This is a genomic window from Achromobacter sp. Root565, assembly GCF_001427425.1.
In the GTDB taxonomy this organism is placed as follows: domain Bacteria; phylum Pseudomonadota; class Gammaproteobacteria; order Burkholderiales; family Burkholderiaceae_B; genus Achromobacter; species Achromobacter spanius_D.
Map to the genome: position 1 here is coordinate 3,190,605 of NZ_LMGO01000001.1, position 24,961 is coordinate 3,215,565.

The 24,961-nt window shown below is 66.4% G+C and carries 24 protein-coding genes; 10 read left to right on the forward strand and 14 right to left on the reverse strand.

Translation table 11 applies throughout. The features are described from left to right. Positions 1–17 precede the first annotated feature (17 nt). The 3 genes from ASD71_RS14290 to ASD71_RS14300 all read right to left on the reverse strand — a co-directional run bounded on the left by ASD71_RS14290 (position 18) and on the right by ASD71_RS14300 (position 3,450). Entirely contained in the window at positions 18–431 is a 414-nt protein-coding gene (locus ASD71_RS14290; protein ID WP_056566917.1) for an ATP synthase subunit I, read from the reverse strand. Positions 432–869: 438 nt separating this feature from the next. Beyond that, entirely contained in the window at positions 870–2,423 is a 1,554-nt protein-coding gene (locus ASD71_RS14295) for a DUF1254 domain-containing protein (RefSeq protein ID WP_056564910.1), read from the reverse strand. Positions 2,424–2,673: 250 nt separating this feature from the next. Continuing rightward, positions 2,674–3,450, reverse strand: coding sequence for an enoyl-CoA hydratase (locus ASD71_RS14300; protein ID WP_056564920.1), 777 nt, complete (start codon positions 3,448–3,450; stop codon positions 2,674–2,676). 28 nt (positions 3,451–3,478) lie between these two features. Here ASD71_RS14300 and ASD71_RS14305 point away from each other — a divergent pair, with 28 nt between their 5' ends. Beyond that, positions 3,479–5,251: a M61 family metallopeptidase gene (locus ASD71_RS14305; RefSeq protein WP_056564923.1), complete on the forward strand. Its 1,773-nt coding sequence runs from the start codon at positions 3,479–3,481 to the stop codon at positions 5,249–5,251. Positions 5,252–6,525: 1,274 nt separating this feature from the next. Here ASD71_RS14305 and ASD71_RS14310 read toward each other — a convergent pair. The 5 genes from ASD71_RS14310 to ASD71_RS14330 all read right to left on the reverse strand — a co-directional run bounded on the left by ASD71_RS14310 (position 6,526) and on the right by ASD71_RS14330 (position 10,906). Further along, entirely contained in the window at positions 6,526–7,497 is a 972-nt protein-coding gene (locus ASD71_RS14310; protein WP_056564926.1) for a tripartite tricarboxylate transporter substrate binding protein, read from the reverse strand. A 36-nt stretch (positions 7,498–7,533) separates the two neighbouring features. After that, on the reverse strand, positions 7,534–8,232 hold the full coding sequence (locus ASD71_RS14315) for a 3-oxoacid CoA-transferase subunit B (protein ID WP_056564929.1): 699 nt from the start codon (positions 8,230–8,232) through the stop codon (positions 7,534–7,536). A 1-nt stretch (position 8,233) separates the two neighbouring features. Next, complete coding sequence (locus ASD71_RS14320) at positions 8,234–8,899, reverse strand: 3-oxoacid CoA-transferase subunit A (RefSeq protein ID WP_056564932.1); 666 nt, start codon at positions 8,897–8,899, stop codon at positions 8,234–8,236. After that, positions 8,900–9,868: a tripartite tricarboxylate transporter substrate binding protein gene (locus ASD71_RS14325; RefSeq protein WP_056564994.1), complete on the reverse strand. Its 969-nt coding sequence runs from the start codon at positions 9,866–9,868 to the stop codon at positions 8,900–8,902. 135 nt (positions 9,869–10,003) lie between these two features. Continuing rightward, complete coding sequence (locus ASD71_RS14330) at positions 10,004–10,906, reverse strand: LysR family transcriptional regulator (RefSeq protein ID WP_056564997.1); 903 nt, start codon at positions 10,904–10,906, stop codon at positions 10,004–10,006. 95 nt (positions 10,907–11,001) lie between these two features. Between ASD71_RS14330 and pcaD the strand changes: the two genes are divergently transcribed. Beyond that, a complete protein-coding gene (pcaD, locus tag ASD71_RS14335) occupies positions 11,002–11,808 on the forward strand; it encodes a 3-oxoadipate enol-lactonase (protein ID WP_056565000.1) in 807 nt (268 codons plus the stop codon). Between the two features lie 31 nt (positions 11,809–11,839). Here the strand turns inward: pcaD and ASD71_RS14340 are convergent, their stop codons facing one another. Further along, positions 11,840–12,742 (reverse strand): NAD(P)/FAD-dependent oxidoreductase, encoded by a 903-nt coding sequence (locus ASD71_RS14340; protein WP_056565004.1) that lies wholly within the window; start codon positions 12,740–12,742, stop codon positions 11,840–11,842. Positions 12,743–12,863: 121 nt separating this feature from the next. On the opposite strand from ASD71_RS14340, the gene folB reads away from it, so the two are divergent. Further along, positions 12,864–13,223 carry a dihydroneopterin aldolase gene (gene folB, locus ASD71_RS14345; RefSeq protein WP_056565007.1) on the forward strand — a complete coding sequence of 120 codons (360 nt, stop codon included), beginning with the start codon at positions 12,864–12,866 and terminating at the stop codon, positions 13,221–13,223. 1 nt (position 13,224) lies between these two features. After that, the gene (gene ttcA / locus ASD71_RS14350) at positions 13,225–14,193 is read left to right on the forward strand and encodes a tRNA 2-thiocytidine(32) synthetase TtcA (RefSeq protein ID WP_056565010.1); all 969 of its coding nucleotides are present in this window, start codon (positions 13,225–13,227) and stop codon (positions 14,191–14,193) included. Positions 14,194–14,269: 76 nt separating this feature from the next. Here the strand turns inward: ttcA and ASD71_RS14355 are convergent, their stop codons facing one another. From ASD71_RS14355 to apaG, 5 genes are all read right to left on the reverse strand, one after another. Then, positions 14,270–15,226 (reverse strand): D-2-hydroxyacid dehydrogenase family protein, encoded by a 957-nt coding sequence (locus ASD71_RS14355; RefSeq protein ID WP_056565013.1) that lies wholly within the window; start codon positions 15,224–15,226, stop codon positions 14,270–14,272. Positions 15,227–15,293: 67 nt separating this feature from the next. Continuing rightward, the gene (locus ASD71_RS14360; RefSeq protein WP_056565015.1) at positions 15,294–16,082 is read right to left on the reverse strand and encodes a DsbC family protein; all 789 of its coding nucleotides are present in this window, start codon (positions 16,080–16,082) and stop codon (positions 15,294–15,296) included. Between the two features lie 153 nt (positions 16,083–16,235). Further along, positions 16,236–17,405 carry a UbiH/UbiF family hydroxylase gene (locus ASD71_RS14365; protein ID WP_056565018.1) on the reverse strand — a complete coding sequence of 390 codons (1,170 nt, stop codon included), beginning with the start codon at positions 17,403–17,405 and terminating at the stop codon, positions 16,236–16,238. After that, positions 17,402–18,706, reverse strand: coding sequence for a murein transglycosylase A (locus tag ASD71_RS14370; protein WP_056565021.1), 1,305 nt, complete (start codon positions 18,704–18,706; stop codon positions 17,402–17,404). The genes ASD71_RS14365 and ASD71_RS14370 overlap by 4 nt, the downstream gene beginning before the upstream one ends. Positions 18,707–18,746: 40 nt before the next feature. Continuing rightward, positions 18,747–19,121, reverse strand: a complete 375-nt coding sequence (apaG, locus tag ASD71_RS14375; RefSeq protein WP_056565024.1) for a Co2+/Mg2+ efflux protein ApaG — start codon at positions 19,119–19,121, stop codon at positions 18,747–18,749. Between the two features lie 126 nt (positions 19,122–19,247). Between apaG and rpe the strand changes: the two genes are divergently transcribed. From rpe to trpC, 6 genes are all read left to right on the forward strand, one after another. Beyond that, complete coding sequence (gene rpe / locus ASD71_RS14380) at positions 19,248–19,976, forward strand: ribulose-phosphate 3-epimerase (protein WP_056565028.1); 729 nt, start codon at positions 19,248–19,250, stop codon at positions 19,974–19,976. A gap of 10 nt (positions 19,977–19,986) precedes the next feature. Then, positions 19,987–20,694 carry a phosphoglycolate phosphatase gene (locus ASD71_RS14385; RefSeq protein ID WP_056565032.1) on the forward strand — a complete coding sequence of 236 codons (708 nt, stop codon included), beginning with the start codon at positions 19,987–19,989 and terminating at the stop codon, positions 20,692–20,694. 274 nt (positions 20,695–20,968) lie between these two features. Further along, on the forward strand, positions 20,969–22,489 hold the full coding sequence (gene trpE, locus ASD71_RS14390; RefSeq protein WP_056565035.1) for an anthranilate synthase component I: 1,521 nt from the start codon (positions 20,969–20,971) through the stop codon (positions 22,487–22,489). A 57-nt stretch (positions 22,490–22,546) separates the two neighbouring features. Then, a complete protein-coding gene (locus ASD71_RS14395) occupies positions 22,547–23,113 on the forward strand; it encodes an aminodeoxychorismate/anthranilate synthase component II (RefSeq protein ID WP_056565038.1) in 567 nt (188 codons plus the stop codon). 12 nt (positions 23,114–23,125) lie between these two features. After that, a complete protein-coding gene (gene trpD, locus ASD71_RS14400; protein WP_056565041.1) occupies positions 23,126–24,157 on the forward strand; it encodes an anthranilate phosphoribosyltransferase in 1,032 nt (343 codons plus the stop codon). Further along, positions 24,154–24,942: an indole-3-glycerol phosphate synthase TrpC gene (trpC, locus tag ASD71_RS14405; RefSeq protein WP_056319280.1), complete on the forward strand. Its 789-nt coding sequence runs from the start codon at positions 24,154–24,156 to the stop codon at positions 24,940–24,942. Before trpD ends, trpC begins: the two co-directional genes overlap by 4 nt. Positions 24,943–24,961 lie beyond the last annotated feature (19 nt).

Consider the following 24,961-nt stretch of genomic DNA (forward strand, 5'->3'; position numbering starts at 1 on the left):
CCGCAACTTACTCGGCGCTAAGACAGCCTGCGGAACATCAGAAGCAGGAGATAGCCTTTCAGTGTGAGTATCAGACCGAGCAACGCGGCAGGCCAAACAAGCCAGTCCTGCGTCACACGCGAAATCAGCCACAACAGCAACGCCGTTGCGAACAACTTGATCAACTCACCAGAGAGAAAGGTAAAGGGACTGGCCTTACCGGCCCGAACGCTGACAGCCAGGCGCAATGCGAACAACGCATTGGGTATGAAATACGCTCCTGCCCCCGCCAGCGCCGACCAACCTGCCGCCGCCCCTCCGACAACCCCCGCTATTACTGCTGCTGCGAGCCCCATGGCGCCTTGCGCCGCCAATGCCAACAAGAGCCCACGGCTCGCTTGAGCATTCAGCGCCGCGCGATCCGCGTCACTGAGTACCAGAACTTCCACCACGTCCAGATCGATCGAATCCTGATCCAGACTGGGCCTCAGACCCTGCCGTTGCTGACCCTGCCGTTGCTGGTCCTGCTGTTGCTGGTCCCGCTGGCCCTGCTGTTGCTGCATGGAGTTCTGCTGCATCAAACTTCCCCGCTTAACCTGGCCCTGAGGGAACCGACGCGCTTTTTTAGGCGCATGTTTCTTATCCCGCAAGCGTCAAACCCGCAGAGTATAGCTTGGTTTTTTGCACCCTAGCAAATGAACTTTCGGCGGTTTGTAAGGTGGCAACACCGTCCGCTTGGGACGGCAAAATGGGGGACGAGCGAGGCGTCGCCGGGGCGCCTCCTCCGGTATGCACCCGCCATGAAAAGGCGCGCGGCCCCTTGTTGGAGACCGCGCGCCTTATGTGTGCCGCATGTGCGCCTTATTTGCGCTTGATGTGCCTGCCGAAGCTTAGTCTTCCTTGACCGGCGGCGGCGCCCACTGCCCGTCCAGTGCAATGTTCTGCGGCGCATACAAACGCATGCTGAGTACGAACGAGCCATCGGCGGCCGGCGTGCTGACCCAGTTAGCGCGCTTGGACTCGCCCGGGTCACGGCGCTGGACATAGATATCGAGCGAGCCGTCGGCGTTGTACTTCAGACCGTCAGTGCTGCGGATCACGTAACGGTTGGCCGGGTTTTCGGCAAAGCCGTACTTGCTGTTGTAGACGTGCAGCGACCAGAGCGCGGCGGGGGGCAGTTGGCCCTTGTCGAAGTGCAGCACGTAGTCTTCACTGGCGTCCAGCGGACGCCCCTTGGAATCCGAGACCGTCACCGGGTACAGCACATCTTCCGGCGTCGGCGCGCCCAGGCCGGCATACGCGATGGCGGCGCGGCGCGTGTAGTCGGTGCCGTAGGTGCCGATGCCGGTCAGCACGGTGTTCCAGCCATTGATCGGGGTGGCCAGGCGCGAGACGTTGTCGGCGATGCGGCGGCCAGCCAGCGGTTGCGCATCCGTGAGGGCCTGCTGCACGGCCGGGCTCAGGCGGCCATACGAGAACGGCTGACGGTCATCCAGGCCGATGCGGCGCATGCGGTCAAGCATGGGCGTGTCGTTGGCGTGCGGCGGGTTGTTGCGCAGCGCGTCGAAGAACACGGCAAAGAACGAGGCTGCATCCATCCCCGCGACCTGCTCGGCGGGGGAGCCATCGGGCACGGTCGTCGCTGGTGCCGGCATGGGCAGGGTGCTGCCGATCGGCGCGGTGCCAACGCCCGCGCCGGTTTGCGGGAAGGGCGTGCCGGCGTTGCGGCCACGCGGCGTGGTGGACGGCGTGACGGGCACGAGCAAAGGCCGCGCGGTCATGCCGGCCTGGATCTGGTTGACGGCGGCGTAGTCCTGCGGACCGCCGGCCTGCGTCCAGCCGATCAGCCAGCCCGTCGAGGTCGGACTGCGGATCACGTCGACGCCAGCGGGCACGGTGCCGTTCCAGTGCGGCCCGACAATCGCGAAGGACTGGGCGCCCTGCCCGTTGGTGCGCGTGCCGCGCGAGGCGAAGACGTCGCTCCACATATCCAGGGCGGACAGCACGGTGTAGCGGCCGCCGGTGTCAGGCAGGTTGATGATGAGCGGGGCGCGCGAGACGTCGAACCACAGGCTGGAATACAGGGCGTCGGCGCTGGGCCACGGAGCATCGGTCGCGCGCGGGTCGGGGAAGGCGGCCTTGTGGCCGAACTGGTTCATCGGCGCCTTGCCGTCCAGCGGGCTTTGCACGGCCGTGGCCTGACGGCGCGCCAATTCCATGAGCACCATGGGATAGGCGTAGACATAAGCGTCGATGGCGGTATCGCGCAACTCCGCTTCGTTCATCTGCGGCGCGGCGGCCTGGGCGGCCGGATACGGCGTCTCGGAGACCAGCCGCAGCGTGGACTGCGGCGATTGAGCCTGGGCGACGTTGATAAAGCAGACGCTGAGCGCGCCGGCGAGCGCAGCCGTGGACAGCCGGCGGGTAGCGGTAGGTATACGCATGCAAGGCTCCTTCTTGATTTTGTTTGCAATCGAGCCGCCGCGCGGGACTTGCCAGTGCAAGCCGCTTGGCGCGGCACCTCGGGATGACGCTCAATCAGGATAGGGCCGAACTCTGCAACAAGGTGCTAGGCAGACGTTTCAAGGCGAAACCTGCAAATTGGCTGCTGATGCGCATGAAAAAGCGCGCCTTCATAGGGCGCGCCGGGCAACGCAGGGCCTGCGGTCAATGCAGGCCCGTACGTAACAAGGCTTAACGGTGTTTGAAGTCAGGTTTGCGCTTTTCGGTGAAGGCGACCATGCCTTCCTTCTGGTCTTCGGTGGCAAAGAGCGAATGGAAGACGCGGCGTTCGAACAGCAGGCCTTCGTTGAGCGAACCTTCGAATGCCCGGTTGACGCATTCCTTGGCCATCATGACCGACGGCAGCGACATGGAAGCGATGACGGTGGCGGCGTCGATGGCTTCTTCGAGCAGCTTGTCGGCGGCGACGACGCGCGAGACGAGGCCGGCGCGTTCGGCTTCGTCGGCGCCCATCATGCGGGCGGTCAGCGCGAGATCCATGGCCTTGGCCTTGCCGACGGCGCGCGGCAGACGCTGCGTGCCTCCGGCGCCGGGGATGACGCCGAGCTTGATTTCCGGCTGGCCGAATTTGGCGGTGTCGGCGGCGATGATGATGTCGCACATCATGGCGAGTTCGCAGCCGCCGCCCAGCGCGTAGCCGCCGACGGCGGCGATGACGGGCTTGCGGATGCGCTTGAGCGTTTCCCAGTTGCGGGTGATGTATTCGCTGCCGTACACGTCCATGTAGGACCAGTCCTTCATGGCGCCAATGTCAGCGCCCGCGGCGAAGGCCTTTTCGCTGCCGGTGATGACGACGCAGCCGATATCGGGATCGGCCTCGAACGCGAGCAGCGCGGTGCCGAGTTCATCCATGAGCTGATCGTTCAGCGCGTTGAGCGCCTTGGGACGATTCAGCGTCAGCAGGCCGACTCGGCCCCGGGTTTCGACCAGTACAAACGACTCGCTCATGAATGTCTCCGGTAATAAGATATGAGCCATGAAAAAAATTGATGACGTACCGCCCATACTTTACCGCCTTGCGCCGCACGATCCCGCCGGCCACCGCTACCGGATAACCCTTACGATCGCTTCGCCCTCGCCCGCAGGCCAGCGCCTGTCGCTGCCGGCCTGGATTCCGGGCAGCTATCTGATCCGCGACTTCTCGCGACAGATCGAGTCGCTGGCCGCATATTCGGGAACGCGGCGGGTGAATGTCGACAAAACAGACAACCACACTTGGCAGGCCGCGCCTTGCGAGGGGCCGCTGCGGGTCGAGTACACGGTGTATGCGTGGGATCTGTCGGTGCGCGGCGCGCATCTGGACGAGACGCACGGGTTCTTCAATGGCACGAGCGTGTTCCTGCGCGTGCAGGGCCAGGACCATGAACCCTGCCTGGTGGACCTGGCGCCGCCGCGGGGCATCGACGGCTGGAAGGTGTACACGAGCTTGCCGGAAGCGGCGGGTCACAAGGGCGCGGCGCGGCGGCACGGGTTCGGGCTGTACCTGGCGCCGGACTATGACGCGCTGATCGACCACCCGGTAGAGATGGGCACGCCGCAGGTATCGCGGTTTGTGGCGCACGGCGCGGAGCACGAACTGGTGTTCACGGGGGTTGCGCCGAATCTGGATCTTGCGCGGATCACGGAAGACGTGAAGAAGATCTGCGAGACGCAGATTGCGTTTTTCGAACCGCGCGCGAAGCGGGCGCCGTTCCTGGACAGTGCGGACCGCTATGTGTTCATGACGATGGTGACGGGCGACGGCTACGGCGGTCTGGAGCATCGCGCAAGCACGGCGCTGATGACGGCCCGCAAGGACCTGCCGGTGCTGGGACAGCAAGGCCAGGGCGACGGCTACCGGGGATTCCTTGGGCTGGTGAGTCACGAGTATTTCCATACGTGGAACGTGAAGCGGATCAAGCCGGACGTTTTCGCGCCGTACGATCTTTCGCAACCGGATCTGACGCGGTTGTTGTGGGTGTTTGAGGGATTCACGTCCTATTACGACGATCTGCTGCTGCTGCGCTCGGGCGCGATCACGCGCGCGGATTATCTGCGTCTGCTGGGCAAGACGATCACGAGCGTGGCGCGCACGCCGGGGCGGCATAAGCAGTCAGTGGCTGAAAGCTCTTTCGATGCGTGGACGCGGTATTACAAGCAGGACGAGAATTCGCCGAACGCGCTGGTGAGCTATTACACGAAGGGCGCGCTGGTGGCGCTGGGACTGGATCTGCTGATCCGCGAGGAATCGTCTGGCGCGCATTCGCTGGACGATGTGATGCGTCTTTTGTGGGAACGCTATGGGCGGGATTTCTATCGGGGCAAGCCGCAAGGGTTGCTTGAAGACGGGCTGCCGGCGCTGATCGAGGAAGCGACGGGCGTCGATACGCGCCGGTTCATTGCTCGGCATGCTTACGGGACTGCGGATGTGCCGTTGGCTGCGCTGCTTGAATCGCAAGGCGTGAAGCTGCAATGGAAGGCGTCGGCCAATATTCCGTCATTGGACGTGCGGACGCGCAAGCAAGGTGAGTCGCTGATGTTGGCGACTGTCCTTGAAGGCGGGGCTGGGCATAAGGCCGGGTTGTCGGCTGGCGATGTGTTGGTGGCAATCGATGGGTTGCGGGTGGATGCGCCGGCGGGGTTGGAGTTGTTATTGGCGCAGTACCGGGCTGGGGAGCGGGTGAATGTGCATGTGTTTCGGCGGGATGAACTCCGGGAGTTTCGGGTGAGGTTGAGTGGGCCTGAGGCTTTGGAGTGTGTGTTGGTTTGAGGGGTTTGGTTTGGCGGGGTTGAGTTCTTAAGAGGTCCGGCACGGCGATGTCTTCGGTTCTTAAGGCGTCCGGCTCGGCGGCAGCCCGGGGCGCGCGGGGCCACGATCGCGGTCCGGAGCCTTCGCTCCGGACTTGCCTAGGCGGCCCCCCCCGTCGTCATCTTCGTCCGCCTTCGGCTCCCTTCAGATTCCCTCGGGCTTATCGACGCCCCGCGCACCCCGGGCTGCCACCGCACCGGACTCGAACAGTTGAAATTTTTCGGGCGGCGGGGATGTCGGTGTGCTTGGCGTTTTTGCGGGGGGCTCTTCGAGCTAGAAGCGTCTTGCGATGCCCGTCCCCGTTCGGCTGCGCGGGCGGCCTTCGGGGACTTACGCGGCGTATTACGGCGTGGCGATGACGCTTCGCGTGTGGCTGCTTCTGCTCCAGGTGTCTGACACCCTGGTGAGATTCGCTTCATGCCAAGTGTGTCTCCCGAGGGTGTCAGACACCGGCAGCGGCAGATGCTCTCGGCAGATTCAGCAGAGACCGCAATAACCGTCATTTGAACTCCAGTACCGGATGCCGAATGAGGTGTCTGACACCCCTCGAATTCGTAAGACTGAATGAGGTGTCTGACACCCTGGTGAGATTCGCTTCATACCAAGTGCGTCTCCCTAGGGTGTCAGACACCGACAGCGGCAGACGCTCTTGGGAAGTTCAGACCCAACCGACGTTAATCGTCATTTGAACTCCCGTGCCCGATGGGCGGCGCGTACGGGTCGCCAAGTTGTGGCTGAACGTCGCCGCGCCGCCCATCATCGCCCCTCCCTCCGTGACGGCGGGCCATTAGCAAACCCACCGTCACCAGCGCGCAAGCGATCACCGCCACGACGCCCCTCCGGCCCGATGCCGGGTTGCCGCCGTCCGGGCGGCCGCAACCCGGCGGCCCCGCAGATTTCCTACCCCGACCACAGGTCTTACAGCGCCCTAAACCAAAGACCCTAGCAGCACGGCGTCGCGGTCACCGTGGGCGCGAGCGCCGTCGATGCGCCCGACGGAATCCGTAGGAGTCGCCGCAGGCGAGGACGAGGATGAGGATGGGGCAGTCCGGAGCGAAGGCTCCGGACCGCAATCGTGGGCGATCGTGCCCACGGTGACCGCGGCGGCGGGCGACCTACGAAGACCATTGCCACCCGGGCCGGTGTCAGACACCCAGGAAAGATGACCTCAGCGTGAAGCACCGCCTAAGCGGGTGTCAGACACCCACATTGCCTCCCCTCGCCGAGACAACCCTTCAATTCACCTTCGCCCCAGACACCTCAACCGCCCTCTTCCAAGTCCCTAACTCCCGCTCAATATGCGCCCCAAACTCCGCCGGCGTCGACCCCACCACCTCATAACCATATCCCGCCAATTGCCCCTTCACCGCTGGCACTGACACCGCCTCCGCAATTCCCTTGCTGACTGCATCAACCACCGCCCCCGGCGTGCCCGCCGGCGCCAATATCCCGTACCAGCCGTTGACGACGAAGTTGGGGACGGTTTCGGCGACGGTGGGGACGTCGGGCAGGAGCGGGGAGCGGTGTTCGCCGGTGACGGCGATTGCCTTGAGTTTGCCGGCCTGCACTTGCGGCAGCGAGGTCGAGATGCTGTCGAACATCAGCGACACTTCGCCGCCGAGCAGTGCGACGACGGCGGGGCCGCTACCTTTGTAGGGAACGTGCATCATGTCGGCGCCCGTCTGGTGCTTGAACATCTCGGCGGCGAGGTGGCTGGTGTTGCCGTTGCCTGCGGACGCGAAGCTCAGCTTGCCGGGATTCGCCTTGCCGTAGGCGATGAGTTCGGTGACGGTGTTGGCGGGTGTGGCGAGCGGTGCGGCGACGAGCATGGGCAGCGTGGCGACGAGGGAGACCGGGGCGAAGTCCTTGCGGGTGTCGTACGGCAGCGAGGGATAGAGGCTGGGGTTAATGGTGTGGGCGGCGAGCACCATCAGGAGCGTGTAGCCGTCGGGCTTCGCGCGGGCGAGTTGGGCGGAGGCGATGGCGCCGCCTGCGCCGGGCTTGTATTCGAGGACGACCGGCTGGCCCCACTGCTTCTGAAGTTCTGCGCCCAGTGGGCGCGCGAGCATGTCGGCGCTGCCGCCCGGCGGGTACGGGATCAGCAAGGTGATGGGCTTGTCGGGATAGGTTGGCGCGGCGTGGGCGACGGCGGCCGCGCCGAGGCACAGCGCAATTGCCGATCCGGCGGCCAGGGTTGAACGAATCATCGGTAGCTCCTTTGCCCGGCGCCGGGCGCTCCACGTTTACGCGTATCTCGGCACGCCCTCGCCGTCCACGGCGATCGTTCGCGGCGTTTGCGGAAAATGCAGCGGGGCTTCAGTGACCGACCGCAGGAAGTCTTCGGTCACGCCCGCCTTCATCGCGTGCACCTCCAAACCCACGGGCATGACGTCGATGACGGCAAGGTCTGTATAGATGCGCGATACCACGCCCTTGCCGGTGAGCGGATAAGTGCATTGCCGCAGGATCTTGGGCGTGCCGTCGCGGCCGCGGTGTTCCATGGTGACCAGCACCTGCTTGGCGCCGACGGCCAGGTCCATGGCGCCGCCGACGGCGGGGATGGCGTCGGTGGCGTCGGTTTTCCAGTTGGCCAGATCGCCGCGTTCGGACACCTGGAAGGCGCCGAGGACGGCGTAGTCCAGGTGGCCGCCGCGCATCATGGCGAAGGAGATGGTGTGTTCGGTGATGGATGCGCCTTGCAGCAAGGTGATGGGCTGGCGGCTGGCGTTGATGAGGTCGGGGTCGACCTCGTCGCCGTTGGCGGCGGGGCCCATGCCGAGGATGCCGTTTTCGCTGTGCAGCAGGATCTCGCGGCCGCTGGGCAGGTAGTCGCCGACCAGGGTAGGCATGCCGATCCCGAGGTTGACGATGGCGCCGTCGGGAATGTCGCTGGCCAGAAGCTGGGCGATCTGCTGGCGGGTCAGGCCGATGATGTCCTGCATGTCAGGCCTCCACGCGCACGACGGATTTCACGAAGATGCCCTGCGTCATGATCTGTTCTGGCACCAGCGCGCCCAGCGGCACGATCTCGTCGACCTGCGCGATGGCGTGCGCCGCGGCCATGCACATGACGGGGTTGAAGTTGCGCGCGGCATGGCGGTACATGAGGTTGCCCCAGCGGTCGCCCAGATGCGCGCGGATGAGCGCGTAGTCGGCGCGCAGCGGCTGCTCGAGCACGTAGCCGATGCCGTCAATGACTTCCTGGCGCCGCCCCTCGGCCAGTTCGGTGCCATAGCCGGTGGGCGTGTAGAACGGACCGAGTCCCGCGCCCGCGGCGCGCAGCCGTTCGGCCAAAGTGCCTTGGGGCACGCATTCCAGTTCGACCTCGCCTGCGCGGTAGGCGCGCGCGAAGGCGTCGGAGTTGGGTGGGCGCGGGTGCGAACAGATGATCTTGCGGACCTGCTTGCGAACCAGCAGCGCGGCGATGCCGCGTTCGAACGTGCCGGCGTTGTTGGAGATGATGGTGAGGTTGCGCCGGCCGAGTTCCGCCAGGCAGTGCAGCAGCTCATAGGGCACGCCGGCCTCGCCGAAGCCGCCCACCAGCACGGATGCGCCGTCGGGGATGACGGCCACGGCCTGCGCCATGGATTCCTGAATCTTGTCGATCACCTATTGCTCCTGCACGAGACCCGCGGCGTCCACGATGCTTTTCCAGCGGACGCGTTCCTGGTCGATGAAGGCCGCGAACTCCGCGGGCGTGTTGCCGCCCGCCTGGCCGCCCATGGCCTTGAAGCGTTCGCTGATCTCGGGGCTGCGCACCACGTCGCGCGTGGCGGCGTAGAGTTTGTCGACGGCGTCTTGCGGCGTGCCCGCGGGCGCGACCAGGCCGAACCACGCGGTGACCACCATGTCCTTCACGCCGGCCTCGGCCATGGTCGGCACGTTCGGCAATTCAGCGAGGCGCTTGTCGCTGGTGACGGCCAGCGCACGCAGCTTGCCGGCCTGGATGTACGGCATGGAGCTGGGCAGGTTATCGATCATGAAGGTGAATTGCTGTCCGAGCAGCGCGGCCACGGCGGGGCCGGCGCCCTTGTAGGCGACGTGCGTGCCGGGGATGCCGGCGCGCTGCTTGAACATTTCGGCGGACAGGTGCGGCGACTGGCCCGCGCCGGAACTGCCGAAGGACACCTTGGCGGGGTCTTGCCTGACCTGCGCCAGCAGGTCCGCCACACTGCGGGCCGGCGAGGCCTCGTTGACGACGAGCACGTTGGGCACCGAGATCACGAGCGTGACAGGCGCGAAGTCGGCGGGCTTATAGGGCAGCGTCTTGTAAAGCGCGTAGTTGATGGCGTTGGGGCCGATGTTGCCCATCAGCAGCGTGTAGCCGTCGGGCTTGGCGCGCGCCAGCGCCTGCGCGCCGATAATGCCCGCGGCGCCGGCGCGGTTCTCGACGACGACCTGCTGGCCGAGCTTGGCGGCCAGCTTGTCGGCGATGAGGCGCGCCGAGATGTCCGTGGTGCCGCCGGGCGCGGCCGGGATGATGAGGGTGATGGGCCGTTCAGGCCAGGCCGCCTGCGCCGGGTTCGCGATGGCGATGGCCATCGCGCCGGCCGCCAGCCAGCGATGCGCACACATCATGCTTGTCTCCCTGCGTGACCATTGATTGGTCAACTCGTGAGCACGAGTGTGGGCGCTGGGGTGGCAAATGCCTATTCCGGAATCCGGAGGTGTGGGTTCGCCTGCGCTGAAGATGGCGCCGGCGCCGAAGGGACCTCAGCGCAACTGGAAGCCGTCCGCCGCTTGCTGCAGGTGCTGCCACAGCCGCGCCAGCACGGCTCCGTGCGGCCTGTCGGCGCGCCGCGCGGCGACCAGCGTCTCGGTGGTGCCGGGCAGGCGGCGGCTGGCCAGGGACCGCAGGCGGCCGTCGCGCAATTCGTCCTCGATCAGAAAGCGCGGCAGATGGCCCCATCCCATCCCCTGCAGGATGATGTCCTTTTTCATGAGCTGGTCCGGCACGGTGCACCGCGCGGCGCCTTCGATCATGAAGTAGTCGCGCGGCGGCGTATGCCGGGCGGTGTCGCGCATGACGCACTGCGTGTAGCCGCGCAACGTGCGCGCGTCGATGCCCGCAGTGCCGGAATCGGGCAGATAGCCGGGCGCGGCGACCGGAAGGAATGGCACCTTGGCAAGGTCGAGCCATTCGATGCGCGGATCGGTCTTGTCCACGCGATGCAGGATCAGGTCGGCGTCGCCATCCAGCAGGCGCTCTTCGGGTCCGCCCACGGCCTCGACATGCAGATGCAGCCGCGTGGCCGGGCACGCCGAAAAAAAGCGGCTGAGCAGACCCAGCGTTTCTGCTCGCGGGCAGAAGTCGCCGATGACGACGTGCAGATCGCTTTCCTCGCCCATGGCCAGTTGCGCGGCATGGGTGCGCAAGCCGTCCAGTTCGCGCAGCAGCGGCTGTGACCGGCGGTGAAACGAGATGCCCGCGGCGGTCGGGGTGACGCGGTAGCCGCTGCGATCAAGCAGCGTCAGCCCCAGTTGCCGTTCCAGCTTGGCGACGGCGGCGAAGACGGCCGGGTGCGAGCGGTGCAACGTCGCGGCCGCCGCCTGGAATCCGCCGGCCCGCACCACCGCGTCGAAGCACTGCAGATCGTGCAGCGTGAAATCGCTCATTTCAGCTTTTCCGACAAAGACTGTTCGAAGTTTGTAGTTTTTTCTGGAAGGCGGCGCAACTACGCTGAAAGCCGTTTCTTTCCACGGAGACTTCCATGTCCACGCTTTCTTTCTTCACCACGGGCGACGGCGTGCGCGTCGCCTACCGCTTCGACGGCGACGCCGCCCTGCCCGTCCTCATCCTGTCGAACTCCATCGGCACCACGCTGCACATGTGGGATGCCGAGGTGGCCGCCTTATCGCGGTCCTTCCGCGTGCTGCGATACGACACGCGCGGCCACGGTGCGTCCGGCGTGCCGGAAGGCGCGTATTCGCTGGATCGGCTGGGCCGCGATGTGATCGAGCTGATGGATGCGCTGGATATCGCGCGGGCGCAGTTTCTGGGGTTGTCGCTGGGCGGCATGATCGGGCAGTGGCTGGGCGTGCATGCTTCTGATCGCATCGACCGGCTGATCCTGGCGAACACGTCGGACTATCTGGGCCCTGCTCCGCAATGGGACGCGCGCATCGCCGAGACCCTGCGGGCGCCCGACATGACGGAAATCGCCGAATCGTTCCTGGCCAACTGGTTTCCCGCGTCAATGCGGCCGGCAGGAGGGCCGGTGATCGCCGTCTTTCGCGCCATGCTGCTGGCAACGGATCCGAAAGGGCTGGCGGGCGCTTTCGCGGCGGTGCGCGACATGGACCTGCGCCGCACGAACGCGTTGATCGACCGGCCGACGCTGGTGATCGCGGGCCGCGACGACACCGTGACGGCGGCCAGCCACGGCGAACGCATCGCGGCGACGGTGCCGGGCGCCGAATTGCGCATCCTGCCGGCGGTGCATCTGTCGAATGTGGAACGACCCGAGGAATTCCTGGATGCCGTGCTGACGTTCCTGGCGCAAGCCGATCGCGGCTGAGCTGACCGGCGCGCGGCGGGGCGGGTCCGCTTTACGCCCCCGCGCGCTCCCAGCGCCTTTGGATGGCCTTGGCCGCGACCACGCCGTCGGCCATCGATGTCACTACGCAGGGGTGCATGCGGTGCGCCACCTCGCCGATGGCGTAGATGTCGGGCACGCTGGTTTCGGCGGTGGCGAAGTCGGTGCGGATGTAGCCGCGCTCGTCGCGCGCCAGCCGCAGATCGTCGGCGAACGCGGCCTGCGGTTCCCAGCCGTAGAAGACAAGGATCAGGTCGTATTGCCGGCCGTCCACGCTGCGGGTGGCCGGATCGACCTTGTAGGGTCCGATGTGCACGCCGCCGGTCCCGGCGCGCGTGACCCATTGCTGCTGGGCGCGCACGCTGCGTGCGTACAGATGAACCGTGCGCGCGCCCCGGTTGCGTACGTAGACGAAGTTTTCGAAGGCGTTGTCGCCGCCGCCCAGGACGGCGACCGTCAGGCCGGAATAATCCTGCGCCACGATGGGCGAGCCGGGGCCGATCAGCACGCCCGGCCAGGACGCGGCCGGCGGGTGGTCGGGCAGACCCTTGGCGCGCACGCCGGAGGCGATGACCAGGGTGCGGGCGCGGGCCAGGACTTCCTGGCCGTCCGGGCCGGCAAGCGTGGTTTCGATGCCGCCCTTGCAGGGCCGCACCCCGGTGACGCGGGTTTCGAGCCGCAGGGGCACATTGGCGGCGCGCACGCTGGTGTCGATATTGGCCGCCACCTGCTGGCCGGTCACGCCGGGCAACACGGCGATCCAGTCATCGGCGAACGGGTTGTCATTGCCCAGCCCGCCCAGGCGGGCGCTGGCCTCGACCAGCAGCGGGGACAGGCCCAGCCGGGCCAGCCAGAGGGCGCAGGAGGCGCCGGCCGGGCCGCCGCCTACAATGACCGAATCGTGCATCTGTTGCATTTCACCCCTTATTGACTGCGCCGGCGCCTTGCGGGCGCCCGGACATGGCCGAATTGTAGCCAGCGCGTCCTGCCATCCGCCGTCGCCTTACAATTCCGGCTATTCCACCCAGGTTTTCATCATGCCCACTCGCCGCATCATTCTTTCCGGCCTTGCGCTCGACGCCCGCATCGGCATCCTCGAGCACGAGCGCCGCGCCACCCAGCCCCTGCACGTCGATGCCGAATTCGACGTCGACATCCAACGCTCGGTGGACGACCACGATATCCACAGCGTGCTGGACTACCGCCGGCTGCGCGAGGCGATTGTCGAGGAATGCACGCAGGCGCACGTGAACCTGATCGAAACCCTGTCCGAACAAGTTGCCGCGCGCCTGCTGGCGGACTTCCAGGAAATCCGCGCGCTGCGCCTGCGCATCAGCAAGCCCATGGCCTTCTCCGACTGTGCGGCGGTGGGCGTGGAAATCCAGATCAATCGCTGACATGAACGATATCGCTTCCCCCGCCGTGCAATTTCGCACGCCCGCCGACGAAAAGGCGCGCCTCGAAGGCAACAAGCTGACCAAGCGGCTGGCGCGCGAGACCACGCGCGCCCTGTCCGACTACAACATGATCGAGGAAGGCGACCGCGTGATGGTCTGCCTGTCCGGCGGCAAGGATTCCTATGCCATGCTGGACATCCTGCTGCAGCTCCAGAAGCGCGCGCCGTTCAAGTTCGAACTGATCGCGGTGAACCTGGACCAGAAGCAGCCTGGCTTTCCCGATCACATCCTGCCGCAATACCTGAAGGAACTGGGCGTTCCCTTCCACATCGAGACGCAGGACACGTATTCGATCGTGACGCGCGTGCTGGAAGAGGGCAAGACGATGTGCTCGCTCTGTTCGCGGCTGCGCCGCGGCATCCTTTACCGCGTCGCCTCGGAACTGGGCGCCACCAAGATCGCGCTGGGCCATCATCGCGACGACATCCTGGCCACGTTCTTCCTGAACCTGTTCTACGGCGGCAAGGCCAAGGGCATGCCGCCCAAGCTGGTGTCCGACGACGGCCGCCACACGGTGATCCGCCCGCTCGCGTATGTGGTCGAGTCCGACCTGATCGCCTACGCCGAGCTCAAGCAGTTCCCCATCATTCCGTGCAATCTCTGCGGCTCGCAAGAGAACCTGAAGCGCAAGGAAGTGGGCCGCATGATCAAGGAATGGGACAAGCAGCACCCGGGCCGTTCCTGGAACGTGTTCAACGCGCTGTCGCGCGTGGTGCCCTCGCACCTGATGGACCGCGACCTGTTCGACTTCGTGGGCTTGAAGCCCACGGGCGTGCCGGACGCCAACGGCGACACCGCATTTGATGCGGTCGATCCCACGGAAGACGCGGACGACGCATGTGGCGATACGCCGCCGGCGTTGGAGCCAGGCGCGATCATCGAGAAAAAGGTGATGTTCTCGCGCGGGTGATGCGCCGCCTAAAAGGCGAACCACCCGAATAAAAATGGGGCTGCGACAGGCAGCCCCATTTTTTTGCTTGGCGGTATCAGGCGTTCAGCACCCGGATCGGCGCACCCGCCGCCCAGGCCTTCACGGCTTCCAGGCAATTCTGGTAGAACGCCTCGAAGTTCTCGCGGCTGACGTAGCCCAGGTGCGGCGTGAGGATCACGTTGTCCAGATCGCGCACGTTGTCGGTGGGGGACAGCGGCTCTTCGGGGTAGACGTCCAGGCCGGCGCCGGCGATGCGGAACTTCACCAGGGCGTCCATCAGCGCGTCCTGGTCGACGAGACCGGCGCGCGAGGTATTCACCAGGTAGGCGGTCGGCTTCATCGCGGCCAGCGCGGTGGCATCCACCACGTGACGGCTGCGGTCGGACAGGATCAGGTGCAGGCTTACGACGTCGGACGTGGAAAAGAGTTCGTGCTTGTCCACACGCGTGACGCCGGCGGCCTGGGCGCGCTCGTCGGTCAGGTTGGGGCTCCAGGCCACGACGTCCATGCCGAAGGCCAGACCCACCTTGGCAACCGCGGCGCCCAGCTTGCCCAGGCCCACCACGCCCAGGCGCTTGCCGGCCAGCGGCTCAGGCATGGCCGTCTGCCACATGCCGCGGCGCATGGCGGCGTCTTCGGCGGGCAGGTGCTTGAAAAGCCCCAGGATGTGAGCCCAGGCGAGCTCTGCCGTGGCCGTGTTGGCGTCAGCGCTGCCGGGCGCGCCGGACACGACGATGCCCTGCGCGGCGCAGGCCTGCATGTCGATGGCGTTGTTGCGCATGCCGGTGGTGACCAGGAGGCGCAGCTTGGGCAGTGCGCGGATGCGCTCGGCGGGAAACGGCGTGCGCTCGCGCATGGCGACGATCACGTCGAAGGACTCGAGCGCGGCCTCGACCTGGTCGTCGGGGATGAAGTTGTTGAAGATCTGCACCTCGGCGTCACCGCCCAGCGAGGTCCAGTCCGCATAGCGCCGGGCTACGTCGTGGTAATCGTCGAGGATTGCGATTTTCAAGTCTTGTCTCCGGGAGGGATGGCGCGTGCCGCGCCACCCTTTTCCGGGCCGGCGCGACGTGCGCCGGTCAGTTCAAACGGGCCTTGAGCTGGTCCAGCGGCAGCGCGCCGCTGATGCGCGAGCCGTCGGCAAAGAACAGCGTCGGCGTGCCGCGCACCATCAATTGCTGACCCAGCGCCAGCAGCTTGTCTTCGGGCACGTCGCAATCGGCGCTGGGCGGCGTCTTGCCGCGCAGCATCCAGTCGTCCCAGGTCTTGCCCTGGTCCTTGGCGCACCAGACGTTGCGCACCTTGACCTTGGAGTCCGGCGACAGGATGGGATAGAGGAAGGTGTAGACGGTCAGGTTGTCCACGCCTTCGAGCGTCTTGCGCAACTGCTTGCAGTAGCCGCAGTTGGGGTCTTCGAAGATCGCGACCTTGCGCGAGCCGTCGCCCTTGACTTGCTTGATCGCCAGGTCCAGCGGCAACTGGTCGAACGTGACGGCGCTGAGCTTTTCCTGGGATTCGCGGGTGACGTCGCGGCGCGTGGCGGCGTCGATCAGCGGACCTTCCATGACCCACGTCACGCCTTCGTCGGTGTAGATCAGGTCCATGCCGAGCTGCACTTCAAAGAGGCCATAAGGCGTGCGGCGCACGGTCGTGACGTTCATGCCGGAAAAGCGCTGCTGAAAGCGTTCCTTGACGGCGGCCGACTGGGGATCGAGTTCGGTGGTGGAGACGCTTTTTTCGCCCTTGGCCGCCTCGCCCACGGACTGCGTGGAGACGGACTTCGCGCCCTGCGCGTGGGCCGTGGCGGACAGGCCGATACCCGCGGCGAGGAAACAGGCCGCCAGGGTGGCGGGTATGCGGAATTTCATCGGTACTCCTGGTCTTGTCAGTCGTGTGCTCAGCCGGAAAGCGTAACCGATCCGGGGCGGGCGGCCGCGGCAGGCGGCGAGCGGCGGGCATGCGGATCGCTATCAGACGGCCGCCGGCCCGCGCAGGTTCCCCTACCCGGGCTCGCCGGCTGCCTAATTGGCGGACGCCCCCGCGATCAGCCGGCGCTTGATCAGCGGCGCGCCTTCGACCCAATGCATGCCGGCGTTGCGCAGCCAGACGAGCGGCGTCGCCTTCGATCCAAACAGCTTGTGCAGGCCGTCGGTGGCCAAGCGCATGGCCAGGACCGGCTCGGCGCGCGCCCGCTGGTAGCGGTGCAGCACGCGCAGGTCGCCGGCCTGGCGGTAGGGTTCACGTTCGGCGACGATGCGCGCCAGCGCCTCGACGTCGCCCAGCCCCAGATTCAGGCCCTGGCCCGCCAGCGGGTGCAGGCGGTGCGCGGCGTCTCCGGCCAGCGCAATGCCGGGGGCCACCATCTGGGCGCGTTCCAGCGTCAGCGGAAAACCGTGCAGCTTGCTGCGGACCTTCAGGCGGCCCAGCCGCCCTTCGGCAGCCTGAGCCAGCAGGGCCTCCAGGCGGGCGGTTTGCGCTTCCTGGGGCAGTTCGAGCAGTTGCTGGGCCAGTTCGCTGCGCATGGACCACACCATGGACACCTGCGGACCGTCCGCGGTGTCGGGCAGCGGCAGCAGCGCCAGCACGCCGTCGTCGCGGAACCATTGGATCGCGGTGCCCTGGTGCGGCAGTTCCGCGTCCAGATGCACGACGAGTCCGGTGTCGTTGTAGGACTGGGCTTCGTGCTTCATCCCGGCCGCCTCGCGCAGCGGCGAAGCCGCGCCGTCGGCGCCGACGAAGAGTTCGGCCTGGATGCGCGCGCCGCTTTCGGTGTCGACAGCGCCGTTCTGGTAGCCGGTGCAGCGGTCTTCCAGCCAGGCGATGCCGAACATGCGCACGGCCTGGATCAGGACGCGCTCGATCTCGCCGGATTCGACGATCCAGGCCAGTTGCGGCAGCGCCGCCTGCCAGGCGTTCAGGTTGACCTGGCCGTCCGCGTCGCCGTGGATCTCCATGGCCTGCACCGGCATCAGCCGCGACGCGGGCATGGCGTCCCACACGCCGATGTCGGCCAGAAAGCGCTGGCTGGCTGGCGAAATGGCGTAGACGCGGGGGTGATAGCGGTTGGGATCGGCGGGCGGCACGGCGGCGCGCGGCGCCAGCACGGCCACGCGCTGGCCGCGGCGAGCCAGCGCCAGCGCGGTGGACAGGCCGACGATGCCGGCCCCGCAAACTACGATCTGATGGCTCATCGTGCGGAAGGCTCCCCGGCCTGTTTGGGCCACAGCAGCCACATCTGGCCGCGTTGCTTCATGCGGCCCGCCTGCTGGCCGGCTTCTTCGCCGTAACCCCAGTAGAAGTCGGCGCGCGCCGCCCCGCGGATGGCGGTGCCGGTGTCCTGGGCGAACACCAGGCGCTGCAGGGGCCGGTCCGACGCGGGATAGGTGGTGGACAGGAACAGCGGCGTGCCGAGCGGCACGAAGGTTGCGTCCACCGCCACCGAGCGCCGCGGCGCGAGCGGAATGGCGTAGGCGCCCTTGGGCCCTTGTTCGGGGTCGATGACCGCCTCTTCACGGAAGAACACCACGGCCGGATTGGCGTTGAGCATTTCAGGCACGCGCTTGGGATTGCGCTGCGCCCAGGCCCGGATGTTCTGCATGGACGCCTGATCGGCGGTTAGTTCGCCGCGGTCGATCAGCCAGCGGCCGATGGACACGTACGGCTGGCCGTTGTGGTCGGCGTAGGCGACGCGGATGGTCTTGCCGGCGTCGGGGCCGTCGGTCAGCTGCACGCGGCCGGAGCCCTGGACCTGCAGGAAGAAATTGTCCACGGGATCGTCCACCCAGACCACCACGGGCGGGCGGCGGCCGGACGACGATTCGATGGCGGCGCGCGTGTCGTACGGCACGACGCGCTTGCCGTCGAGCTTGCCGCGCACGCGCTTGCCGGCCAGGTCGGGGTAGACGGAACCCAGGTCGATCGTCAGCAGGTCGGCGGGCACCGCGTACAGGGGCCATTGGTAGACGCCGCCCTGACGGCGCGATCCGCGCACCAAGGGTTCGTAGTATCCCGTCACCGTATTGGTGGCCGGCTTGCCGTCGGCCGCGTTCAGGCGCCAGGGTTGCAGGTAAGTCTGCAGGAAACGGCGCACGCCTTCGGCGTCGCCGGCGGCGGGCGCGCGGGCCGGATCGATGGCGGCGGCGCAGACCGGCTGCCAGGCGCGCGGCGTGGCGCGCGCGGGCGCAGCCAGGTTGCCGCTGGTGGGCCGCATCAGCCCCTTGCAGTTGCGCAGGAACAGGGGCCAGAACTGGGACAGATCGTCGGCGCTCCAGCCGGGCAGCTCGGACCAGTTGGCTGGCTTCAGCTTGCCAGCCAGCGCGCGCGGCGCGGTGTCGGGCAGCGAGCCCAGCGGCGGCACGACGAGCGGGCCGTCCGCTGCGGGCGGACGCGCGCCGGGCGTGGCGGGCAGGCCGGATTCAGGGGGAATATCCGAGGGGGTGGAACATGCCGCCAGCAGGATCGACAGCACGGACAGGCTAAGAATGCGCTTCATGTGCAGAGGGAAAAACGTGCAACGGAAGGCCGGACCATACTCAGTGCAAGGTGCGCGGCATGGCCAGGACGAATTCGGTGATCGGCACTTCGAACGGAATGCCGTTCTCGCCGACGCAGTGGTAGATGCCGCGCATCGTGCCGACCGGCGTGGGCAGGGGACAGCCGCTGGTGTACTCGAAGGTCTCGCCCGGGGCCAGGAGGGGCTGCTGCCCCACGATGCCCAGGCCGCGCACTTCCTGCACGCGCTGGTTGCCGTCGGTGATGATCCAGTGGCGGCTGATCACCTGCGCGGGATGTTCGCCGGTATTGGTGATGCGGACGGTGTAGGCGAACACGAATTGCTGTTCGCCGGGGTCGGACTGTTCGGGCACGAAGCGCGGAGAGACAGAGACGCTCAGGTCGTAAGGTTTCACAGTCCTTCCCTGTGTGACTGAGCGCGGGCGGCGCAACGTTGGCGCCCACGCTTGAAAGACGGAATTTCAGGCGCGCCAACCGGGGCATACCCGCTGCGGCGCCTCAAACTGCAATAATGGCACATTATGCCCTCCCCGACCCCGAACATCATGTCCAAGCAAACGGCCTCCACCCGCATTACTCCCAGCATCCTGTCGGCTGACTTCGCCCGGCTGGGCGAGGAAGTCCGCAACGTCGTCGCCGCCGGCGCCGACTGGATCCACGTGGACGTGATGGACAACCACTATGTCCCCAACCTGACGATCGGCCCGATGGTCTGTGCCGCGATCCGCCCCCACGTTGAGGTGCCGATCGACGTGCACCTGATGGTCGAACCCGTGGACGCGCTGGTGCCGCAGTTTGCCAAGGCCGGCGCCGACTACATCAGCTTCCACCCCGACGCGAGCGCCCACGTGGACCGCACGCTGTCCCTGATCCGCGAAAGCGGCTGCAAGGCCGGTCTGGTCTTCAATCCCGCCACGCCGCTGTCCTACATGGACTACGTGATGGACAAGATCGACCTGGTGCTCATCATGTCGGTGAACCCGGGGTTTGGCGGCCAAAGCTTCATCCCGGCGGCGCTCACCAAGCTGCGCGAGGCCCGCGCCCGCATCGACGCGTGGATGCAGGCCGGCGGCCAGGAGATCGTTCTGCAGGTGGACGGCGGCGTCAAGATCGACAACATCGCCGAAATCCGCGCCGCGGGCGCGGACACGTTCGTGGCCGGCTCGGCCATCTTCGGCAAGCCGGATTACGCCGGCATCATCAAGGCCATGCGCGACCAGATCGCCATTGGCGAAACCACCGCCGTCTGAGGAATTCGACATGACCGCTTTTCGCGCCGCGCTGCTGGACCTGGACGGTACCCTGCTCGACTCCATTCCCGATCTGGCGTTTGCCGCCAACGCCATGCGCGTTGAACTTGGCATGATCGCGCTGCGCGAGGACGTGGTGGCCACGTTCGTCGGCAAGGGTGTGGATAACCTGGTGCGGCGCAGCCTGGCTGGATCGCTCGATGCCGCCGACCCGTCGCCCGACGAATTCCAGCGCGCCCGCGAGGCCTTCTACCGCCATTACCACCTGGTGAACGGCGAGCGCGCGCAGGTCTACCCGGGCGTGATCGAAGGCCTCAAGCTCATGCGCGACCAGGGCCTGAAGCTGGCCGTGGTCACCAACAAGCCCACGGAATTCACCTTGCCGCTCTTGCAGCGCACGGGGCTGGCGGGCTTTTTCGAGGCCGTGGTGTGCGGCGACACCTGCGAGCGCCGCAAGCCCGATCCCGACCAGATCCACCATGCGTGCGACCTGATGGGCGTGGGTGTGACCGAGGCCGTGACGATCGGCGATTCGATCAACGACGCGCAGGCCGGCCGCAGCGCGGGCACGCAGGTCCTGGTGGTGCCGTATGGCTACAACGAAGGCCGTGACGTGCGCGAGCTGGATGTCGATGGTATAGTTGACACGCTTGTTGACGCCGCCCAGTGGGTCGCGCTCTGGAATCAGAACCAGAACGCCGCAAAAGTCCCCGCCTGATCAGCGTCGCAACCCAAGCACGAATTTACTACCGCGTACTCTATTACCGAACCGCTCAATGAACGTTTCCATCCAGAACCAAATGCTCGGCGCCTCGTGGCGTTGGTGGCGTTTGTCTTCCGGGTGGCGATGATTCCCCTTCCCGGCCCTAGACGCGACCTTGCCGCCTAGCGCCGACACTGTGTAAACAGCGCCCAACCCGGAACCAGTCAACTGGACCGGGTTTTTTGTTGCGTGCCCGGTCCGAAAGCAGACACCGCTTACGAGACCCGACATGACCGAAATCGAATTCAAGGCCCTTGCGGCACAAGGCTACAACCGCATTCCGCTGGTGGCCGAGACCTACGCCGATCTGGACACCCCGCTTGGCATCTACCTGAAGCTGGCGCATTCGGGCCCCTTGGCCGGCCGCATGACCTGCCTGATGGAATCCGTGGTGGGCGGCGAGCGCTTCGGCCGCTATTCGTTCATCGGCCTGCCCGCGCGCACGGTGATCCGCGCCAGCGGCACGCGCACCGAGGTGCTGCACGACGGCAAGGTCGCCGAGACGCACGATGGCGATCCGCTGGCCTTCATCGAGCAATACCAGAGCCGCTTCAAGGTCGCGCTGCGCCCGGGCATGCCGCGCTTCTGCGGCGGCCTGGCCGGTTACTTCGGCTACGACACCGTGCGCCACATCGAGCCGTGCCTGGGTCCCGCGGTCAAGCCGTTTCCGGCCGGCATGGAAGGCGGCACGCCCGACCTGATGCTGATGCACGTGGACGAACTGGTCATCGTCGACAACCTGGCCGGCCGCATCTACCTGATGGTCTACGCGGATCCCAGCCAGCCCGAGGCCTACAGCCGTGCGCAGCAGCGCCTGACCGACCTGCGCGCGCGCCTGCGCCGCCCCGTGGAGATTCCGTACAGCCACGCCAGCATGCAGACCGAGGAACGGCGCGATTTCAAGAAAGAGGACTACCTGGCGGCCGTGCTGCGCGCCAAGGAACATATCGCCGCCGGCGACCTGATGCAGGTCCAGATCGGCCAGGTCATCGCCAAGCCCTTCCGCGATTCGCCGCTGTCCCTCTACCGCGCCCTGCGGTCGCTCAATCCCTCCCCCTATATGTACTTCTGGAACTTCGGTGATTTCCAGGTGGTGGGCGCGTCGCCCGAGATTCTGGTGCGCCAGGAGCGCACGGTGGAAAACGGCGAGCCGAAGTCGCAGATCACGATCCGTCCGCTGGCGGGCACGCGCAAGCGTGGCGGCACGCCCGAGGAAGACGCGGCGCTGGCGGCCGAACTGAAGGCGGACCCGAAGGAAATCGCCGAACACGTCATGCTGATCGACCTGGCGCGCAACGATGTGGGCCGCGTCGCGCAGGTGGGCTCGGTGAAGGTCAGCGACACCATGGTCATCGAGCGCTATTCGCACGTGATGCATCTGGTGTCGAACGTGACCGGCACCCTGAACCCCGGCATGAGCAGCATGGACGTGCTGCGCGCCTCGTTCCCGGCCGGCACGCTGACGGGCGCCCCCAAGGTCGAGGCCATGAAGATCATCGACGAACTGGAACCCGTGCGCCGCGGCATCTACGGCGGCGCGGCCGGCTACCTGAGCTACGGCGGCGAGATGGACGTGGCGATTGCGATCCGCACCGGCGTCATCAAGGACGGCACGCTGTACGTGCAGGCGGCCGCCGGCATCGTGGCCGATTCGAACCCCGAAGCCGAATGGGCCGAGACCGAAGCCAAGGCGCGCGCCGTGCTGCGCGCGGCCGAGCAGGTGCAGCACGGCCTGGACGAACCCATCTGAGGCCCCGGCCCAATCGAATTACCGCCCGGGCCGCTGAACGGCCCAGAGGAGAAAAAAATGCTCTTGATGATCGACAACTACGATTCCTTTACCTACAACCTGGTGCAGTACTTTGGCGAGCTGGGCGTGGACGTGCGCGTGGCGCGCAACGACCAGATCACGCTCGATGAAGTGGCTGCGCTCAATCCCGACCAGATCTGCGTGTCGCCCGGTCCGTGCTCGCCGGCCGAGGCCGGCATCTCGGTGCCGCTGATCCAGGCGTATGCCGGCAAGAAGCCCATTCTGGGCGTGTGCCTGGGCCACCAGGCCATCGGCGCGGCCTTCGGGGGCGACATCGTGCGCGCGCAGCAGATCATGCACGGCAAGACGATCCAGCTTTCGCACACGGGCACTGACATCTTTGAAGGCCTGCCGACGCCGTACACTGTCATCCGCTACAACTCGCTGACCATCGACCCGGCCACCCTGCCTGATTGCCTGGCGGTCACCGCGACGGCGCCGGACGGCGACATCATGGGCGTGCGGCACAAGACGCTGCCGTTGTACGGGGTACAGTTCCACCCCGAATCCGTACTGAGCGAGCACGGCCACGCCTTGCTGCGCAACTTCCTGAACCTCGCCTAAGAAGGACGCACCGTGACGATTTCCCCCTCCGAAGCGCTGACGCGCTGCATCGAACACCGCGAAATTTTCCACGACGAAATGCTGCACCTGATGCGCATGCTGATGCGCGGCGAGATGTCGCCGCAGATCGCCAGCGCGCTTTTGATGGGCCTGCGCGTCAAGAAGGAAACCGTTGGCGAGATCACCGCCGCGGCTCAGGTCATGCGCGAGTTCGCCACGCCCGTGGTCACGCCCAACCCGAACGACCTGCTGGACATGTGCGGCACGGGCGGCGACGGCAGCCACACGTTCAACATTTCCACGACCGCAATGTTCGTCGCGGCCGCGGCCGGCGTGCCCATTGCCAAACACGGCAACCGCAGCGCCTCGTCGTCCAGCGGCAGCGCCGACGTGCTGGAGGCGCTGGGCGCCAACCTGGTGCTGACGCCGGAGCAGGTGGCCGAATGCATCCAGGAGACCGGCATCGGTTTCATGTTTGCGCCCGCCCACCACGGCGCGATGAAGAACGTGGCCGCGGTGCGCAAGGAACTGGCCGTGCGCACGATCTTCAACATCCTGGGTCCGCTGACCAACCCGGCCGGCGCCGCCAACCAGTTGATGGGCGTCTTCCACCCCGACCTCGTCGGCATTCAGGTTCGCGTGCTGGAACGCCTGGGTTCGCGCCATGTGCTGGTCGTGCACGGCAAGGACGGCATGGACGAGGCCTCGCTGGGCGGAGCCACGATGGTCGGCGAACTGAAGGACGGCGTGGTCCGCGAGTATGAAATCCATCCCGAGGACTACGGGCTATCCATGATGTCCAACCGGAGCATCAAGGTGTCCAATCGCGAGCAGTCGCGCGAGCTTGTCATAGAGGCGCTGGAGAATGTCGAGGGCGCGGCCAGAGACATCGTCGCCCTGAACGCCGGGCTCGCCATCTATGCCGGCAACAAAGCCGATTCCATTCCCGAAGCCTTAGCGCTAGCATTTGAACTAATTTCCACCGGCGCGGCGCGAGCCAAGCTGGAAGAATTCTGCGCATACACCCGGACATTCCAGAAATGAACGATATTCTCGCGAAGATCCTCGCTGTCAAAGCTGAGGAAGTCGCCGCCGCACGCCAGATGCGCAGCGAAGCCGAAGTCCTGCGCGAAGCGCAGGCGCGCCAGGACGTGCGCGGTTTCGCCCAGGCCATCGAAGACAAGATCTCGCAAGGCAAAGCCGGCGTCATCGCTGAAATCAAGAAAGCCTCGCCCTCGAAGGGCGTCATCCGCGAGGGCTTTGCGCCCGCCGAGATCGCCGCTACCTACGCCGTGCACGGCGCGGCCTGCCTGTCCGTGCTGACGGACGTGCAGTTCTTCCAGGGCTCGCACGACCACCTGCGCCAGGCGCGGGCCGCGTGCGCGCTGCCGGTGCTGCGCAAGGACTTCGTGATCGATCCCTATCAGATCGTCGCGGCGCGTGCGATGGGCGCCGACTGCGTGCTGCTGATCGTGGCCGCGCTCACCCCCGCGCAACTGCGCGACTACGAAACGCTGGCGATCGAACTGGGCATGGACGTGCTGGTCGAGGTGCACGACGCCCAGGAGCTGGATGTCGCGCTTACGCTCAAGACGCCGCTCCTGGGCATCAACAACCGCAACCTGCGCACATTCGAAACCAGCCTGCAAACCACGCTGGACCTTTTGCCGCGCATCCCGGCCGGCAAACGCGTGGTGACCGAAAGCGGCATCCTCAAGCCGGAAGACGTGAAGCTGATGCGCGACCACAAGGTCGACGCGTTCCTGGTGGGCGAAGCGTTCATGCGCGCCAAGGATCCGGGTGCGGAACTGGCGCGTCTGATCGGCTGATCGCCCGCTGCGCGTTCCT

Coding starts and splice junctions, on each gene's coding strand:
- ASD71_RS14360 (WP_056565015.1), bottom strand. CDS start 16,082: ATGAAATTCCGCATACCCGCCACCCTGGCGGCCTGTTTCCTCGCCGCG.
- trpC (WP_056319280.1), top strand. CDS start 24,154: ATGAACGATATTCTCGCGAAGATCCTCGCTGTCAAAGCTGAGGAAGTC.
- ASD71_RS14310 (WP_056564926.1), bottom strand. CDS start 7,497: ATGATTCGTTCAACCCTGGCCGCCGGATCGGCAATTGCGCTGTGCCTC.
- folB (WP_056565007.1), top strand. CDS start 12,864: ATGCCCACTCGCCGCATCATTCTTTCCGGCCTTGCGCTCGACGCCCGC.
- ASD71_RS14300 (WP_056564920.1), bottom strand. CDS start 3,450: ATGAGCGAGTCGTTTGTACTGGTCGAAACCCGGGGCCGAGTCGGCCTG.
- trpE (WP_056565035.1), top strand. CDS start 20,969: ATGACCGAAATCGAATTCAAGGCCCTTGCGGCACAAGGCTACAACCGC.
- ASD71_RS14370 (WP_056565021.1), bottom strand. CDS start 18,706: ATGAAGCGCATTCTTAGCCTGTCCGTGCTGTCGATCCTGCTGGCGGCA.
- ASD71_RS14315 (WP_056564929.1), bottom strand. CDS start 8,232: ATGCAGGACATCATCGGCCTGACCCGCCAGCAGATCGCCCAGCTTCTG.
- ASD71_RS14305 (WP_056564923.1), top strand. CDS start 3,479: ATGAAAAAAATTGATGACGTACCGCCCATACTTTACCGCCTTGCGCCG.
- ttcA (WP_056565010.1), top strand. CDS start 13,225: ATGAACGATATCGCTTCCCCCGCCGTGCAATTTCGCACGCCCGCCGAC.
- pcaD (WP_056565000.1), top strand. CDS start 11,002: ATGTCCACGCTTTCTTTCTTCACCACGGGCGACGGCGTGCGCGTCGCC.
- ASD71_RS14395 (WP_056565038.1), top strand. CDS start 22,547: ATGCTCTTGATGATCGACAACTACGATTCCTTTACCTACAACCTGGTG.
- ASD71_RS14340 (WP_056565004.1), bottom strand. CDS start 12,742: ATGCAACAGATGCACGATTCGGTCATTGTAGGCGGCGGCCCGGCCGGC.
- ASD71_RS14295 (WP_056564910.1), bottom strand. CDS start 2,423: ATGCGTATACCTACCGCTACCCGCCGGCTGTCCACGGCTGCGCTCGCC.
- ASD71_RS14325 (WP_056564994.1), bottom strand. CDS start 9,868: ATGATGTGTGCGCATCGCTGGCTGGCGGCCGGCGCGATGGCCATCGCC.
- rpe (WP_056565028.1), top strand. CDS start 19,248: ATGCCCTCCCCGACCCCGAACATCATGTCCAAGCAAACGGCCTCCACC.
- ASD71_RS14365 (WP_056565018.1), bottom strand. CDS start 17,405: ATGAGCCATCAGATCGTAGTTTGCGGGGCCGGCATCGTCGGCCTGTCC.
- ASD71_RS14330 (WP_056564997.1), bottom strand. CDS start 10,906: ATGAGCGATTTCACGCTGCACGATCTGCAGTGCTTCGACGCGGTGGTG.
- ASD71_RS14385 (WP_056565032.1), top strand. CDS start 19,987: ATGACCGCTTTTCGCGCCGCGCTGCTGGACCTGGACGGTACCCTGCTC.